The sequence below is a fragment of the Acinetobacter sp. A1-4-2 genome, assembly GCF_040233925.1.
In the GTDB taxonomy this organism is placed as follows: Bacteria; Pseudomonadota; Gammaproteobacteria; order Pseudomonadales; family Moraxellaceae; genus Acinetobacter.
The window spans coordinates 2,782,051-2,798,152 of record NZ_CP157981.1 but is presented as its reverse complement, the minus strand read 5'-3'; the positions used below and the strand labels follow the sequence as shown (position 1 = coordinate 2,798,152).

General features: G+C 43.4%; 14 protein-coding genes and 1 riboswitch. Of the genes, 7 read left to right on the top strand and 7 right to left on the bottom strand.

The features are described 5' to 3' along the window. Positions 1-51: 51 nt before the first annotated feature. The 6 genes from gluQRS to ABJ384_RS13475 all read right to left on the bottom strand — a co-directional run bounded on the left by gluQRS (position 52) and on the right by ABJ384_RS13475 (position 6,509). Positions 52-951, bottom strand: a complete 900-nt coding sequence (gluQRS, locus tag ABJ384_RS13500; protein ID WP_349929753.1) for a tRNA glutamyl-Q(34) synthetase GluQRS — start codon at positions 949-951, stop codon at positions 52-54. Positions 952-973: 22 nt separating this feature from the next. Continuing rightward, the gene (gene dksA, locus ABJ384_RS13495; protein ID WP_086174133.1) at positions 974-1,501 is read right to left on the bottom strand and encodes an RNA polymerase-binding protein DksA; all 528 of its coding nucleotides are present in this window, start codon (positions 1,499-1,501) and stop codon (positions 974-976) included. A gap of 209 nt (positions 1,502-1,710) precedes the next feature. Continuing rightward, on the bottom strand, positions 1,711-2,520 hold the full coding sequence (gene cpdA / locus ABJ384_RS13490; RefSeq protein ID WP_349927922.1) for a 3',5'-cyclic-AMP phosphodiesterase: 810 nt from the start codon (positions 2,518-2,520) through the stop codon (positions 1,711-1,713). Between the two features lie 9 nt (positions 2,521-2,529). Further along, positions 2,530-3,150, bottom strand: coding sequence for an NUDIX domain-containing protein (locus ABJ384_RS13485; protein WP_180080868.1), 621 nt, complete (start codon positions 3,148-3,150; stop codon positions 2,530-2,532). Between the two features lie 77 nt (positions 3,151-3,227). After that, positions 3,228-5,111 (bottom strand): phosphomethylpyrimidine synthase ThiC, encoded by a 1,884-nt coding sequence (thiC, locus tag ABJ384_RS13480; protein ID WP_349927920.1) that lies wholly within the window; start codon positions 5,109-5,111, stop codon positions 3,228-3,230. A 108-nt stretch (positions 5,112-5,219) separates the two neighbouring features. After that, positions 5,220-5,352: riboswitch (TPP riboswitch) on the bottom strand. 89 nt (positions 5,353-5,441) lie between these two features. Beyond that, positions 5,442-6,509, bottom strand: a complete 1,068-nt coding sequence (locus ABJ384_RS13475) for a hypothetical protein (RefSeq protein WP_349927918.1) — start codon at positions 6,507-6,509, stop codon at positions 5,442-5,444. Positions 6,510-6,779: 270 nt separating this feature from the next. On the opposite strand from ABJ384_RS13475, the gene ABJ384_RS13470 reads away from it, so the two are divergent. The 5 genes from ABJ384_RS13470 to ABJ384_RS13450 all read left to right on the top strand — a co-directional run bounded on the left by ABJ384_RS13470 (position 6,780) and on the right by ABJ384_RS13450 (position 12,362). Next, complete coding sequence (locus tag ABJ384_RS13470; protein ID WP_349927916.1) at positions 6,780-8,132, top strand: TolC family outer membrane protein; 1,353 nt, start codon at positions 6,780-6,782, stop codon at positions 8,130-8,132. A gap of 94 nt (positions 8,133-8,226) precedes the next feature. Continuing rightward, positions 8,227-8,943: a phosphate signaling complex protein PhoU gene (phoU, locus tag ABJ384_RS13465; protein ID WP_086195193.1), complete on the top strand. Its 717-nt coding sequence runs from the start codon at positions 8,227-8,229 to the stop codon at positions 8,941-8,943. A 591-nt stretch (positions 8,944-9,534) separates the two neighbouring features. After that, the gene (locus tag ABJ384_RS13460; protein WP_349927914.1) at positions 9,535-10,668 is read left to right on the top strand and encodes a glycosyltransferase family 2 protein; all 1,134 of its coding nucleotides are present in this window, start codon (positions 9,535-9,537) and stop codon (positions 10,666-10,668) included. Next, positions 10,665-11,621 (top strand): hypothetical protein, encoded by a 957-nt coding sequence (locus ABJ384_RS13455; RefSeq protein ID WP_349927912.1) that lies wholly within the window; start codon positions 10,665-10,667, stop codon positions 11,619-11,621. Before ABJ384_RS13460 ends, ABJ384_RS13455 begins: the two co-directional genes overlap by 4 nt. Positions 11,622-11,729: 108 nt before the next feature. Beyond that, a complete protein-coding gene (locus tag ABJ384_RS13450; RefSeq protein WP_349927910.1) occupies positions 11,730-12,362 on the top strand; it encodes an alpha-ketoglutarate-dependent dioxygenase AlkB in 633 nt (210 codons plus the stop codon). Between the two features lie 183 nt (positions 12,363-12,545). Here ABJ384_RS13450 and ABJ384_RS13445 read toward each other — a convergent pair whose 3' ends face one another. Beyond that, entirely contained in the window at positions 12,546-13,322 is a 777-nt protein-coding gene (locus tag ABJ384_RS13445) for an IclR family transcriptional regulator C-terminal domain-containing protein (RefSeq protein ID WP_166169565.1), read from the bottom strand. Positions 13,323-13,796: 474 nt separating this feature from the next. Between ABJ384_RS13445 and ABJ384_RS13440 the strand changes: the two genes are divergently transcribed. After that, the gene (locus tag ABJ384_RS13440; protein ID WP_349927908.1) at positions 13,797-15,893 is read left to right on the top strand and encodes an FUSC family protein; all 2,097 of its coding nucleotides are present in this window, start codon (positions 13,797-13,799) and stop codon (positions 15,891-15,893) included. Then, positions 15,886-16,092: a DUF1656 domain-containing protein gene (locus tag ABJ384_RS13435; RefSeq protein WP_166169561.1), complete on the top strand. Its 207-nt coding sequence runs from the start codon at positions 15,886-15,888 to the stop codon at positions 16,090-16,092. Before ABJ384_RS13440 ends, ABJ384_RS13435 begins: the two co-directional genes overlap by 8 nt. Positions 16,093-16,102 lie beyond the last annotated feature (10 nt).

Genomic DNA, 16,102 nt, shown 5'->3' with positions numbered 1-16,102 from the left:
AGTCTGTCATTATATGCTGTAGATGTTTTTAGCTTAATGATAATCCAAGTTTTATAAATAGCTGCCGTGTAGCTCAGTTGTATGGGGAATGCAGTCTGTATTCCACTGCGCAATGGCCTGTTTCAGCATATTTTGGGGCGTGTCTAAATCGACTTCGGGCTGGTGCAAAGCACGAATGGCTTGCTGTAATAATTCAGGAGCACGCTTGAGATCGAGTGCTTGAGCCAGATTTTGTTTAGAGAGTTTTTGTCCCTGAGCATTCATTGCTAAAGGCAGATGCATATATTCAAGTTGCGGATAACCCAGCAGCGAACCGAGCCAGATTTGCCGTTCGGTATTATCCAGCAGGTCGGCACCGCGAACTACGTGGGTGACTCCTTGCAGATAATCATCAACCACTACGGCGAGCTGATAATTGATAATGCCATCACGGCGCTTCAGCACAAAATCGCCTAGGTCCTGTTGCAGGTTGGAACAATGTGTTCCTTGCAGGCGATCGGTGAAGCAGATCTGTTGATCTGGTACTTTCAGACGAATGGCTTGCTGCTGAAAAGGCAGGTTTAAATCCCGGCAGGTTCCGGCATAGATATGATTGGAGCCGAGCATTTTACGGGTGCACTGGCAGGCATAGACCCAGCCTTGCTGATGCAGCTGTTCTATCACAGATTCATAAATATCAAGGCGGTCTTTCTGGAAAATGATCTCAGCATCGGGCTGAAACTGGAACGCATCGATTGAGCGCAAGATATGTTCTTCACTACCGGGATAAATACGCGGCATGTCAGTATCTTCAATCCGGATCAGCCATTGCCCCTGATGGGCACGGGCATCGCAATAACTGGCCACCGCTGTAATAAGCGAGCCAAAATGCAAAGGGCCGGTTGGCGATGGCGCAAACCGACCCACGTAACTCTCTTCAGCTTTCCCTCCCTTTTTTAAAGGGAGGGTCAGGGAGGGATTACTTAACACAGTATTAACCGTTATTTTGCTTCTCTTTGATTTCTGCCAAGGTTTTGCAGTCAATACAAAGGGTAGCGGTTGGACGTGCTTCAAGACGACGCAGACCAATTTCAATACCACAGGTTTCACAGAAACCGTAATCGTCGTTTTTAATCGCTTCGATGGATTGCTCAATCTTGCGAATCAGCTTGCGTTCACGGTCACGGGTACGGAGTTCAATCGCAAACTCTTCTTCTTGTGTGGCACGGTCATTAACATCAGGCAATGCGGTATTTTCGTCTTGCATGGTGTTGAGGGTGCGGTCTACTTCAGACATGAGCTCCGCTTTCCACGCCAATAAAATCTGGCGGAAATGCTCAAGCTGTCCTTCAGACATGTATTCTTCATTTTTTTTAGGCTGATAAGGTGCAATACCAAATAAGCTAGCAGTAGAACCACTTTCTGACGCTTTTGGCTTTGTTTTACGCACGCGTTTGGTAGATTTTTCATCTACCACATCAGTTTGTTCGTCCAAGACTTGATTTTGGTTGTCATTCGCCATATAGGGCATTCCTCATCATATGCGTATTATCTATACGCAAAAAATATGGTGATATGCAAGTGTTTTTATCCAACCCTAAGGAGATTCTCCTTCGAGGGTCGTCATCATATAGACTTTTTGTGCTTTTTGATAGTCTTTGATGCTTGGATTCTATCGATCATGCTTCCTTCGGAAGCCATAAAGTAATAGAAAAAAAGCAAAATGAAAAGTTAGTAACCTGAAATTTCGCTATTAATTTGTTGCCGTACTGTTTGGACACGCTGAATTCGGGTTTCAAGCTCACCATTGGCTTTCAGATGCAGGACACGAAACCCCGGGGCCTGGTCATCCAGGGCAAAATTTTCACTGAAAGGTTTGAACTGGACACAGGTCGACGGAGTTGAGAAAAACCGGATGTGCTGCCATTCATGACACGAATCCTGATGCACATGACCAAAAATAACCGCTTTAACATGACTATGCCTGGCTAAAACAGCGGTCAAGTTTTCAGGGTTTTTCAGTTTATGTTGATCGATCCATTTTGATTGCATGGCAAAAGGATGATGATGACATGCCACAATGACAAATTGCTGTTGCAGTTCTGCCAGTAGTTGATCTAGCTGTTGTAATTGCTCTGGTTCAATCCGGCCATCTATTCGGTCTGGTACGGCACTGTTTAACAGGACAAAGCTCCATTTACCGAAATGAATGGCGTGTACCTGATTTTTATGCTGGTAGAAAGGGAAGAGATCAAGATTGTCATGATTGCCTGGAATTTGATAAAAGGGAATACCAAGATTCTGCATATAAGATAAATAACGTGTATACGTCTGTTTGACCGGTACTTGCGCCAGATCCCCAGTATGAATAATGGCATCGGTACTCGGATATTGCTGCTGAATCTGTTGCATCACAGCATGAAAGCTGTGTTCCGGATTCATCTCTACAAATTCCAGATCGTTCTGATCCATCAAATGTGTGTCTGAAATCTGAATAATGGTCCAGTCTTGCTGGTCTTCATTGGGTTGGTATAAAGTCATGTCCGACTCCTAGACATTCCTTGTTGTTTTAATATGTTGTTGCAGCCATTGCAAGGCCATAATGACCGGGGCATTCCTTAATCGGCCATTACTCAATAAGGTAGTGATTTCACTATAATCAATGATATGCAGCTGAATATTTTCCCCTTCATCCGGCATGCCAAACACTCCGCCATGTTCAGGAAGATGTGCTTGGGCACTATATAAATGAAACAGTTCAGAACAGGCCCCAGCCGAAGGATAAAAGCTGAATAAATGCTGTAACTGGTCAATCTCGCAGCCTGATTCTTCCACGCTCTCACGACGTATACAGCTTTCCGGCGATTCATCACCATCGAGTACACCGGCAATCACTTCCAGTTGCCAGGGGGATTCTGGATCATCCATTGCACCGACACGGAACTGTTCAATCAAGGCAAATTTTTGCTGGGTATCATCATAAATCAGTACACCTGCAGCTTCAGGGCGGTGAATCAGTTCACGCTGCATAACAGGAGTGAATTTGCTCTGGTTAAATAAACGATGGCAGAGATTGACTTTTTCAACCTGAATGAAGCCACGAAAAAGATATTCACGCGACTGAATTTTGACTTGGTCGTTGTTATATGTGGCTTGTTTAATAATATTCATATAGCTCAGTCAGGATGAAAAGCATACATTCATCCTAACTGAGAATTTTATGAAAATAAAAGATTTTTTTTTAAGAATTACAGCTTGTGGTACAATTTTTGACCATGTTCATGATAGCTGGTTTTCATGGCATTCAAACCTGCTTCAATCTCTGTATCCTGTCCCTCGTTAGTTTGATTTTTCGCATAATCCCTCACATTTTGAGTGATTTTCATCGAACAGAATTTAGGACCACACATTGAGCAGAAATGCGCAGATTTGTGCGCTTCCTTCGGCATGGTTTCATCATGCATGCTACGTGCCGTATCCGGGTCCAGACTCAAATTGAACTGATCTTCCCAGCGGAATTCGAAACGCGCTTTGGATAGGGCATTATCACGCACTTGCGAACCCGGATGGCCTTTGGCCAGATCGGCGGCATGGGCTGCAATTTTATAGGTGATGATGCCGTCTTTTACATCTTTCTTGTTTGGTAAGCCCAAATGCTCTTTTGGCGTGACATAGCACAGCATGGCGGTACCATACCAGCCAATCATGGCAGCGCCAATCGCTGAAGTAATATGGTCATATCCCGGAGCAATATCAGTGGTTAAAGGCCCCAGAGTATAAAAAGGCGCTTCTTTACAGACTTCCAGTTGCAAGTCCATATTCTCTTTGACCATGTGCATCGGTACATGCCCCGGACCTTCAATCATCACCTGTACATCATGCTCCCAGGCACGATGGGTCAGTTCCCCCAAGGTACGCAGTTCACTAAACTGTGCTTCGTCATTGGCATCCTGAATACAGCCTGGACGTAAGCCATCCCCCAGACTAAAGGATACATCATAGGCCTTCATGATCTCGCAGATCTCATCAAAATGCGTATACAGGAAGTTTTCCTGATGATGCGCCAGACACCACTGCGCCATGATAGAGCCGCCGCGAGAAACAATTCCGGTTAAGCGGTTAGCTGTCAGCGGTACATATCTTAAAAGCACGCCGGCATGAATGGTGAAATAGTCCACGCCTTGTTCTGCCTGTTCAATCAGGGTGTCTTTAAAGATTTCCCAGGTCAGGTCTTCGGCTACACCATCAACTTTTTCCAGGGCCTGATAAATAGGAACCGTCCCAATTGGAACAGGAGAGTTGCGGATAATCCATTCACGGGTTTCATGAATATTTTTGCCGGTCGACAAATCCATAATGGTGTCAGCACCCCAGCGGGTGGCCCAGGTCATTTTTGCTACTTCTTCATCAATGCTGGAACCGAGTGCGGAGTTGCCGATATTGGCATTGATTTTCACCAGGAAATTACGTCCGATAATCATCGGTTCAATTTCAGGATGGTTAATATTGGCTGGAATAATGGCACGGCCTTCAGCTACTTCCTGACGCACAAATTCAGGGGTAATTTCCGTCAGATTCTTGGCCCCGAAGTTTTGACCGGCATGCTGGCGTGCATCGACACCTTCCTGCTGGCGCTGATTTTCACGAATGGCGATATATTCCATTTCCGGGGTAATGATGCCCTGACGTGCATAGTGCATCTGGGTGACATTTTTGCCCGCTTTAGCACGGCGCGGCTTTTGAATATGGGCGAAACGGATTTCTGCCGTACGAATATCTTTAAGACGTTCCTGTCCAAAAGCAGAGCTCAGCGTCTCTAAACGTTCCGTATCCTGACGTTCCTCAATCCATGTTTCACGCACATTGGGCAAACCTTTATTCAGGTCAATGGCCACGTTCGGGTCGGTATAAACGCCTGAAGTGTCATAGACCATAATGGCCGGATTGTGTTCACCACCCAGACCGGTTGGGGTCTCGGTCAGGGAAATTTCACGCATAGGCACCTGAATGTCACTCCGCGAACCTTGAATGTAGACTTTTCTGGAAGCGGGTAAAATTCGGGTGAGATATTTGGCATCTTGCTCATGCTGAGCGGAAATATCTGTTGCAGAGCGATTCGTTAATTGGTCCATGGTAATGATCCTTGTGAATAACATCAACGAATCAAGCACGACCAAAAACGTGGCAGATTGATCTGATTGAATGATTTTAAAATCAACACAAATCAATTGAAGGCTTAGGTTTTTTGATGGCTTGATTCCTACGCAGGTCTTAACCTGATCAGGTTCAACGGTACTCACCCTCAAATGCCATATTTGCATATAGAATTTAGGCGATCTCAGCGAGTTATTACTCGCGCTCCGTCAAGCTATGAATCAATACTACCATGTCCATCTACTAAAAAACATTCACATAAAACATCGCTTTTCAGCAGGTGTCCAGATCGGAGACAGACAGGCAGCTTAAACACAAACGGCATCACTAAAACAGTCACGCGGGTTGGAAAGGCTCAGATTTTGTAAACCCAAATATTCATCTAACTGTCTGAGTGTGAGCTGTTTTTCAGATATCGACTGTTGTTCTTTGAGGCTAAGCTGAACAGGAATTTCTTGTAAGCGCTGCTGTTCGGATAACTGTAGAAATTGTAGAAACTTGCTCGCTTGAACCGCTAAATGTGAGTTTTTGACCTGGGCTAATTTTTCAATTTCATCCATTGAACTGCTTTGCACTGCATATTTATCCAGGTAGGTGTCAGAGACAGGCGAATCATTCATGCCTTTAAATAAAAACAGGGTATACATCTGTAAAAGATATTCCGCATCTTTGCGATAGCTGCTTTTCGGGTATTGATTTAAATATTCTTCCCAGAATAAAGCCCGGGTCACAATTTCATGCGGTTCAATCATCAAGATATGCTCTGAAAATACCGGCAGCGTATTTTGTGCCGCCAGATTTTCGATAAAAACCTGTTCGGCTTGCGGCATATAAGGCGCAAAAATTCTGGCTAAATATTCGGGGCTACGGCGATAATTGATCTGGCCTTTACCGCGATCATACAGCTCTATATAAGCTTGCCCTTTATGTTTTAATAAATATTGATCACGTAACGTCAGTTGTTCAAAACGGTTTTGTTGAATGGTCGGATGCTGCGATAAATCAAAAGCATACTCTTCGAAAGCAACTTGCTGTGGCGCTGTTCTATCCACACTAAGGAAGTTGTTGTACATTTGATTGGACAGTTTTAATAAATGTTGTTGTTCTGCTAAGGTAGACAGCGGCAAGCATAACTTGAGATCCTGATTAATCTGTTCCAGGGCAAAAGTGGTGCGTTCTGCAGTAATGGCCAGCATGCTTTTTTCAAGATTTTTGCATAATAGGGTTAAATCTACCGTTTCATCTTGTTGTGATTGTTTTTGTACCGGTTCTTGAATAGGTTGAGGCTCGGGTTTTTGACACCCGATAAGAAGGATAAAAATAAAGAAAGGGAAGTATTGCTTAACAGAAAATTTTGTTTTTAACGGCACAGTCATTCTATATCGGGTACATGCGGCAATGATTTGCAGGGTATGCGGGTATTGTATAACTGAAAAAGTCTTTGTCTGTGTAGTGTTGTGAAGTATTTTGGTTACGTGCTGTGGTGATGGCGCAGTTATGGGGAGGTTGATGAATAACAGCTGAGCAGATGGCAAAAATTAATAAAAATCATACGGAAAATTGAGCAGATCATTTTAATATTGCATAGCTTTTATTATAAATATGCATGTCTATGGATGGTCGCAGGTCGGGATTTACGATAAAAAATGGATATTAAAATAGTCATTGGTGCATGTGTGTTGCTGTTCAGTCCCTGGAGTCATGCTCTGGATTTGGTGCAAGCCTATCAACGGGCGAAAAACAGCGATCCCAATTGGCAAGCGAATCTTTTACAGTATGAAGCAGATCAACTCAATCTGGGTATTGCCAAAGGGAATTTATTGCCAACGGTGACTGTTTCTGGAAATGTGGTGCGTAAAAGCCAGCAGAGCAGTGATAGCAGTATTCCTGGTTTTCCGGCAGATGCATTTACGGCTTCCTCGTCCACTACTCGACAAATTGCCATTACTGCTCGTCAGCCACTATTTCGCTGGGATGCCTGGGAAGGTTTAAAGCAGATCAAAACTTCCGTTAATCTGAGTGAAATTACTTTACAATTACAGCGCCAGGAACACATTTTAAACGTCTCGGAAAGTTATTTTAATATATTGCGTCAGCAGAGTTTAACCCTAGCCAATCTGCAGGAAGAAAAAGCCCTGTTTGAACAGCTGAATGTAATGAATGCCAAATTAAAAGAAGGACTGGTGGCAAAAAGCGATGTCAGTGAGGCCAATGCCCAATATCAAAGTGCCCGGGCTAACCGGATTGCCACACATGTACAACTGGTTTTGGCACAGGAACAGCTGACCCAGTTAATCGGACCTTATCAAGAAAACCTGGCCGTACTCCGAGATGATTTTCAATTTCAGAAGCCTTATCCTGCTGATCTGGATGCCTGGACAGCGCTGGCACTGAGTCAGAATCTCTCTGTTCAGCAGGCACGTATCCAGCAGCGTTATGCAGAAGACCAGAAACGGGTAGAAAAAGCCGCTTTATATCCACAAATTGAGGCGGTAGGGACATATGGATATATCAAGCAGTCCCCACAAAATGTGGTATCCAGTGATGGCCAGTTTGACCAGATTGGCGTAGAGATGAACTGGAATGTTTATACCGGGAGCCGAACGCAAGAATCCATTCAAAAAGCCGCGGTAAATGTGAAGAAAAGCGAATCCCAGCTGGAGGCTGCAATTCGCAAAGCCAGCACCGATGTGAAAAAATCTTATATGCAGGTAGAAACTGATCAAGCCAAATTACAGGCACGAAAAGCCGCAATGGACTCTTCGGAAGTGGTTTCCCAAGCCTCTAAAGCACAATATCAGGAAGGTCTAAAAACCATGGTCGATGTGCTGCTGGCACAACGCAACGCTTTTTCTGCCAAACAGGATTATTTAAATGCAAAATATGATTATTTGATTAATGTGCTGCGTTTAAAAGCATCGGTCGGTAAATTGACCGAAAAAGACCTTGAAGAAATGAATACCTGGCTGGTTGACAAGTCGTTCAAGCCAGTCAGCTAATCTTGCAGTTTTTGTCATAAAAACTTCATAGTAGGTATGCTTTAATATTAAACAAGATCATTCATTTTAAAATCGCTGTTGTGGAGTACGTCCCTTGCCAAACAATCCGGTGTTAAATCACCATATTTCTTCGCAATTTAATGAAGATTTGCAAGATGTAAATACCAAGTTTATGACCATGGGGGGCTTGGTCGAGCAGCAAGTGGCCAACAGTATTCATGCCCTGTTAGACACTGATGCCGCTTTAGCGATTGAAGTGCAATTTCAGGATAATGTAGTCAATCGTATGGAAACCGAGATTGATGAAGCCTTGACCCTGATTCTGGCACGCCGTCATCCTGCTGCGATTGATTTACGTATGGTGATTGCCATGTCAAAGGCCAATACCGACCTGGAACGTATTGGCGATGAAGCGGCAAAAATTGCCCGCATTGCACAAAATTTATGTGAAGAGGGCAGTTCGCCACGTGGCTATATGGAAACCCGTCACATTGGTAATCAGGTTCGTGTAATGATTCATGATGCGCTGGATGCCTTTGCACGTCTGGATGTTGATCAGGCTTTACGAGTATTGCTTGCCGATGCCGATATTGACCGTGAATACCAGTCTGCGACCCGTACCTTAATGACTTATATGATTGAAGATCCACGTCATATTTCACGGGTCATCAATGTAATGTGGGTACTGCGTTCTTTGGAGCGGATTGGCGACCATGCCCGTAATATTTCCGAACAGGTGATTTATATGGTCAAAGGGCTAGATGTTCGTCATACCAGTGTCGAAGAGATTGAACAGAAAGTTCAACGTTAATTATTCTAATAATTAAATAAAAAGCCTGCAATTTGCAGGCTTTTTAAATTTTAAAAATTTATTTATCAGGTGGCCGATTTAATAGAGCGGCTAATATAAAAGCTTCTATTTTCCCGAATATATAAAAATTAACAATTTGAGATAAGTGATATAAATTGTATCAAAAAGTGTGACTTATTTATCAAAAAGTACACAAAATATATATAATTATAAAAAATATGGATTGTTTTTTAGCTAAAGTGAAATCCTCCCCCAAAATAACAATGATTTTCATGAATTTATGGGAACTTGGATAGCTAAAAAAGTCATGAACTGTTTTCAGTACTCTCAGGCTTTCGCCAAGATAATCCACGAAAATTCATGTAATAAATGATGGGGAGAACGTTCATGAGCATTAATGAAAGCAAAAGAGCATATTCTTCTATCTATTTTTCTGTGCGGTTAAAGTTTGTGATAGCCCTTATAGGCGCTTGTTGCTGGACTGTATTTTCAATTTGGATTTCCCAAAACTGGCTGCATGATCTTAGCGGATATATTGGTTATTTTGCAGCGGTTTTCCTGGTTTATGGGATTGCCATTATTCCGGGGTTTATGAATTCATTTGCAGCTTTTAGCTTGATGATGGATCGAAGACCTAAGCGCCTGCAATTAGCATCTTATCCTGGTATTACCATTTTGATCGCTGCCTATAATGAAGCAGCTTCAATCCAGGATACCTTAGTCAGTATTAGTGTTCAGGATTACCCGGGTGAATTACAGGTGATTGTCATCAATGATGGCTCCCGGGATGAAACTGCAGACATTGTCCGGGAAGCCCAGCTCAAATTCCCTTGGCTTACCTTGCTGGATCTAAAGCAAAATGCTGGCAAGGCGCATGCATTAAATGAAGGACTAAAACTGGCTCAACATGATCTGGTGATCACAGTCGATGCCGATTCTTATTTACATCGTGTCGCATTAATCCATATTGTCGAACGCTATCTGGCAGATCCACCGAATACACGTGCGGTCGCAGGTACAATTCTGGTACGGAATTCCCGTGAAAATTTGCTGACCAAAACGCAGGAATGGGACTATTTTTTGGGAATTGCGGCGACCAAACGTATGCAGTCACTGTATCAGGGAACCTTGGTAGCCCAAGGTGCTTTTTCTATTTATGACCGTCATGCCTTGATCGAAGTTGGTGGATGGCCTGAATGTGTCGGTGAAGATATTGTACTTACCTGGGCCTTGTTGAATGCAGGCCATCGTGTGGGACATTGTGAGGATGCCTGTCTGTTTACCAATGCACCCACGACGCTTAAACTGTTTGTGAAACAGCGCCAGCGTTGGGCTCGCGGCATGATAGAAGCCTTTATCAAACATCCAAGAATTTTAATCAAGCCAAGATTATCCACGTTTTTTATTTACTGGAACCTGGTTTTCCCCTGGTTAGATATCGCGTTTACCTTTGGCTTTATCCCTGGAATCATCCTGGCCTGTTTTGGACACTACTGGATTGTCGGTATTATGACCCTGACCTTATTACCGATGGCGTTCTTGCTGGGTCTGTTAAATTATTCGATTGAACGCAGAATGTTTGATGGGCTGGAACTTAGGGTGCGAAAAAACTTCAGTGGCTTTTTGTTGTATGTACTTATGTACAGTTTCTTGCTACAACCCGCCAGTATTTTAGGGTATTTAGATGAGTTGTTCAAAACACGAAAAACATGGGGAACAAAATGAAAAACACAAAAACTGGAATCTACGTGCTTGTTCCTTTGCTCATCAGCATCACTACACACAGCCTGGCCAATGAGTTAGAGCAAGAGCAGACACCAAGTGAACGTGCGGCTGGAACGGAATTCTTTTTCAGTGATGATAGCGAAGGCTTCCAAACCCGTAAATTATCAGCAGAATTTTTGCCTCAATATGAAAATGCCGATCATTATTTAGGTGTCCGTGGTAGTGCTTATCAGTATCAAGTGGATGATTGGAGTCGGGATGGACAGAAGGTCTCCTTTATTGGGCGCAACATTGATTCAGCGACCGCCAATGGCTGGGTCCTGGAAGCGGGCGTATTTGAGCAGGGTGATCATGCTTTATTCACCTTTGATGGCAGTTATCGTACATCACTGGCAGAAAAGACTGCATTAGAAGTTTTTGCCAATCGAGACTGGGTAGAAACCCGACCTGCACTAAATGCAGGAACGAATTTTACCTTTGTGGGGGCTGCACTGGATCAGGGACTTGGTGAACACGTCACCGTTGTGGGTGTTGCAGGAACACAATTTTTCTCAGATGACAACCGCCGTGATCATGGCCGTCTTCGACTGATTTATCAGCCTTCACTGGACTTGGGACTGACGCTACAAGCCCGATATCGCACCTACCGGAGTAGTGAAGAAGATGTAGGCAGGCAATATTTCAACCCTCAGGATTATGAAGAATCGATGCTGGCGCTAGGTTGGCGTCAGCGCTTTGCCGGATGGTCAGCAGGTTTAACGGTAGGCTTTGGGCGTGAAAAAATCAATCAGGAATCAAGCCAATCCACCCGGTTATTTGAACTGAACCTGCAAAGTCCTGTTCGCGGGTCACAGTTTCTACGTATGAATGCCGGATATAACCGCAGTGCTTCTTTCTATGGACCTGATTATGACTATCGCTATGTCCGAGGCGAATGGATTGTACGCTTCTAGGCAAGCTTAAATAAAAGTTTGCATGATGAAAGGATTACGATTTTATTGGAGGTTGAGTCATGTTAATTTCTTTTCAAAACAGCTGTCTTGAATCAATAGGCATTGTTAATGACTCTAGACCTGTTTGCGCCTGAACCTCATGCCAATCTGTTGCCCTATGACGGCATTGTACAAGATTATGGCTTGATTCTAACGCCTCAGCAGAGTGAACAATATTTGCAGTATTTTTTGACTCATCTGGCCTGGCAACATGATGAAGTACTGTTGTATGGAAAACACTATAAAACTGCACGCAAAGTGGCCTGGTATGGCGATGAAAATTACCCATATCATTATTCAGGTACATTCAAGCAAGCTCATGTCTGGACACCCGGATTATTTCGTTTAAAGCAGCATATCGAAAATTTGGTTGGCCATGCGTTTAATTCCTGTCTTGCCAATTTGTATGAAGATGGCACTCAAGCCATGGGCTGGCATAGTGATGATGAGTCTACATTGCAATCCAATACAGGTCAGGAAACCGTGATTGCCTCCTTAAGTTTTGGGGCAACCCGGAAATTCAGTTTTAAGCACAAGCAAAAGCCAGACAAAGTTGATGTGCTGTTACAGAGCGGTCAGCTGATTGTTATGCGTGGCAAGACTCAGCAGTACTGGAAGCATACTTTAAGGAAATCGGTGAAAATTATTGAGCCACGGGTGAATCTGACTTTCCGTTATTTTTATCCGCATGAGAAGCTATAGAATATTGGAAATAAGCGCATAAAAAAGCCCATCCTGTGATGAGCTTTTTTAATTTGGGGAGAGTTTTTAACCTGGCATCACGTTATCATGGAACACTGGATGCTGAAGAACGATAATCATATTATGAGAATATAATAATGAATTCAACATTTTTTAGATTAAAATGTATTGCTGTTCCTCAAGTTAAAATATGTCTTCCTGATGGGTCAAGGTCATAAATTTCTTTTCGATTAAACTGGCATTGTCGCGTAATATTTCGATCAACTTCTGGAAATTGGTAAATTCAAAGCGGTTTTTCGAGCCTAACAGGGTCAAGGCCAAAGGCGGTTCCTTAGCAGAAAATTTCACTGGAATAGAAAGACTGGCCAGATTGGGATCGACTTCTCCACTCGAGAAATAATAGCCCTGTTTTTTAATCTGTTTCATTTGCAACAGGAATTCTTCTTCGCTATGCGCAAAGCCAACTTCAGACAGTTCAGTTACAAAGCGCCGATAATAATCCAAAACGCGCTGTTTGGGTAAATGTGCCAAAATCACCTTGGCAGAAGAACCTTTATAGATTGGGCGAGGACAACCACGACCATAAATGAGCGTGGTCAGGTCTTTATATAGTTCGTGATGAATATCGATACATGAATCGTAATTTAAATGCGTGAGCAGACAGCCGAATTCGGTACGTTCTACAATTTGCTGCATAAATGGAATGCTGATCTGTACCAAAGGGTCCGTGGTACGGGAAATGTAATCCAGTACGGCAATTTTAGAACCTAGTGTGTAGTCACCTGAAGTTCCACTGAGGCGTTGTAATAATTCTGCCGAAACCAATTCTTTTAAATAACGGTAACTTGTGGGTTTAGAGAGTCCTAATTCCTCACTAATGATATCGACATTAATGATCGGGCGAGACACTGAAAAGAGATCCAAAACGGTAAGAATTTTACCAAAACTAGAAAGTGCCATAAGTACCTGCTTGGTCAAAGCATATAAAAAGAAAAACGAATAAGTATTACTTTATAACAAAAAATTAGGTAGAGCAGGGCTTTTGTGAAGCTAATGTTGTATTTGTACCTCATCTAAAAATATTTTACGGTGAGCATGAGAAAATAAGGCAATATTCATTTAATAGGTCTTATTAATTTATGTTTAATTATCACAATAAGATATTACTATTGACTTTATGGGCTTTGTTTGAAAAAATAATAAAAATAAATGTCTAATGGTGAATTTTCAACCTTTCCAGGCTGGCTGTTTTCCTGTGTTATTTCACATCAACAGGATGATGTGAAATCTTCTCCATTCGTTTTGAATGACGCTCATCTGAGGCATGTTTAAACCTCCCTATTTTTACACGATCCATCTTCCAGGTAGATCGTGCATTGTAGTCGTCATTCAAAAATCAGGCAGAGGACGTAACCCCTAATTTGAGATCAACCCATGCTGCTTACTAAACAAGTACTCGCATTTCGTCCCAACAAGATGGACTGGATTTTTGCGACTAAAACGTTTCTGGCAGGCATGCTTGCGCTGTATGTGGCTTTTGCACTGAATTTGGCCTATCCCATCTGGGCAATCGGGACCGTCTTTGTGATTGCCAATCCCTTTTCCGGGATGACTTCTTCCAAAAGTGTATATCGTGCACTGGGCACCTTGTTGGGTGCGGTGGTTTCGGTGGCAGTGACTCCGCTACTAATCAATACACCGTGGCTGTTCACTTTATTTTTAGCTGCATGGGTAGGAGGTTGTTTATATATCTCGTTGCTCGACCGGACTCCGCGTAGCTATGTATTTATGCTGGCGGGATATACCACCGTCATTATCAGCTATAATATTATCTATAGCATCGACACGGCGTCGATGTTTGATATGGCTGTGGGCCGCTTCTTAGAGATTCTGGTCGGGGTAGTCTGTAGTGCTATTGTGACTACGACAATTTTTCCGCTGCATATTGGGCCGGCCGTGGCAGCACGTGTATCTAAAACCTTTAAAGATACCAAAACTTTATTTGACCAAATTTTACTCAACCCCTCCGAACTGGGAAATTACAGTACCGCACTCAGTCAGATTGCCCGTGATATTGCTGAAATTCATGTCATGGCAGTGCACTTGTCCTATGAGAAATCGACCTTGCAGGGCATGACCAAACCCCTACAGGAAATGCTACATCAACTGAGCATGCTGGTAGCGAACCTGGTGGCGATGGCTGAACGGATCAAACAGCTGGATCAAATGGATCGCCAATACCGTGTCCAGCTTCAGGTAATTCATGATCATAGCGCCACATTTTTAAAAGATGATCAGGATATTCAGGAACAGACCCTAAATCTGTTACCTGAAAATTTTGAGCAGGATTTTACCCGTTTAATGGCCACCGTACCTGCTGAACAGCAGGTGATTTTGGCCAGCCTGAAAATGGATATCCGCCATTTCATTCAAAATATTCGTGCCATCAGACTGATTTGGCAACGTATTCAACTGGGTGATGCTTCATTGCCAGAAAGCGTTACACCCCTGAGCACCACCTATCCCAATTTACACCGTGACCATGGGGTTGCAGTACGGGGCGGAATTTCCGCCTTTATTGTGGTGATCATCGCGACAGGATTCTGGATACTCAGTGGCTGGAAAGCCGGTTTTATGATGGCTGAAATGGCAGCGATCAGCGCCTGTATTTTAACTGCCATGGATAACCCGGTACCGGCATTGAAGATGTTTGTGCGTGGCAATATTTATGCAGGGATGATGGTGTTTATTTATGCTTATGGCATTTTCCCGCACGTGACCTCGTTCTGGGAATTGGCACTGGTACTGGCCCCTTTTGTGATCTATTGCCTGATGATGTTTCCTCATCCACCACTCACCGGGATTGCCTTGCCTTTATTGATGGGAACCATCATGGGCTTGAACTTGCAAAACCATTACACGCTGGATCAGGTTTTTTTCTTTGATGCCACCATCGGTTCGGTGCTGGGCCCTATTATTTCAATTTATATCATTCATCTGGTTCGGGCGATGTCTCCTGAAATTACGGTACAGCGGATTCTGTCACTACATTACAAGGCCATTCGTCAGGCTTTATATCTTCCTTATGGCGTGCCGTTTCGTATCCATTTACGCAGTATGCTGGACCGGATTGGAATATTGAATACCAAGATGGTGCAGTCGGAAAAATTAAAGACCCAGATTAATTTGGCCCTGGTAGAAACCAGTGCCGTGATTGATCTGACCCGTCTGCAAGAGTTGATGCATCGACTTGATTCAGAGCAAGCCATTTTGGTGAGTCTGGAAGATCTGCAACAAGGTCTGGATGACTATTTTCGTGCCAAAGAAAATGTGCAACAACTGCTGATTGCAGAGCTTCATCAGCAGGTTATTTTAAAAATCAGCCAATTGAAAAAAGAGGCACAACAACTGGAGCATGCTGAAACTTCCTGGCGAATACTGATGTCTTTAAACAATATTCGCAGCAGTTTGTGTCATGAACCAGCGCAGCTTAAAGAAGAGATACAACTTGGAGAAGTTGTCCATGGGTGAGTTAAATGTCTATGGGGTGTATGTCCCGATTCTGCTGATTCAGGCGGTTCTGGCCTATGTTGTACTGCGTGTATTGATGCGCGTGCTTGACCGTGTTGTGGAACAGGGCTGGATTCCGCTGCCGAATATTTTTTATCTCTGTATTTATCTTGCGCTGCTGTGGTTAATGCATTGGGGTTTTATTGTCTGCTTGGGCTAAGCAGACATTT

Coding starts and splice junctions, on each gene's coding strand:
- dksA (WP_086174133.1), bottom strand. CDS start 1,501: ATGGCGAATGACAACCAAAATCAAGTCTTGGACGAACAAACTGATGTG.
- cpdA (WP_349927922.1), bottom strand. CDS start 2,520: ATGACTTTATACCAACCCAATGAAGACCAGCAAGACTGGACCATTATT.
- ABJ384_RS13485 (WP_180080868.1), bottom strand. CDS start 3,150: ATGAATATTATTAAACAAGCCACATATAACAACGACCAAGTCAAAATT.
- thiC (WP_349927920.1), bottom strand. CDS start 5,111: ATGGACCAATTAACGAATCGCTCTGCAACAGATATTTCCGCTCAGCAT.
- ABJ384_RS13475 (WP_349927918.1), bottom strand. CDS start 6,509: ATGACTGTGCCGTTAAAAACAAAATTTTCTGTTAAGCAATACTTCCCT.
- ABJ384_RS13470 (WP_349927916.1), top strand. CDS start 6,780: ATGGATATTAAAATAGTCATTGGTGCATGTGTGTTGCTGTTCAGTCCC.
- ABJ384_RS13460 (WP_349927914.1), top strand. CDS start 9,535: ATGAATTCATTTGCAGCTTTTAGCTTGATGATGGATCGAAGACCTAAG.
- ABJ384_RS13455 (WP_349927912.1), top strand. CDS start 10,665: ATGAAAAACACAAAAACTGGAATCTACGTGCTTGTTCCTTTGCTCATC.
- ABJ384_RS13450 (WP_349927910.1), top strand. CDS start 11,730: ATGACTCTAGACCTGTTTGCGCCTGAACCTCATGCCAATCTGTTGCCC.
- ABJ384_RS13445 (WP_166169565.1), bottom strand. CDS start 13,322: ATGGCACTTTCTAGTTTTGGTAAAATTCTTACCGTTTTGGATCTCTTT.
- ABJ384_RS13440 (WP_349927908.1), top strand. CDS start 13,797: ATGCTGCTTACTAAACAAGTACTCGCATTTCGTCCCAACAAGATGGAC.
- ABJ384_RS13435 (WP_166169561.1), top strand. CDS start 15,886: ATGGGTGAGTTAAATGTCTATGGGGTGTATGTCCCGATTCTGCTGATT.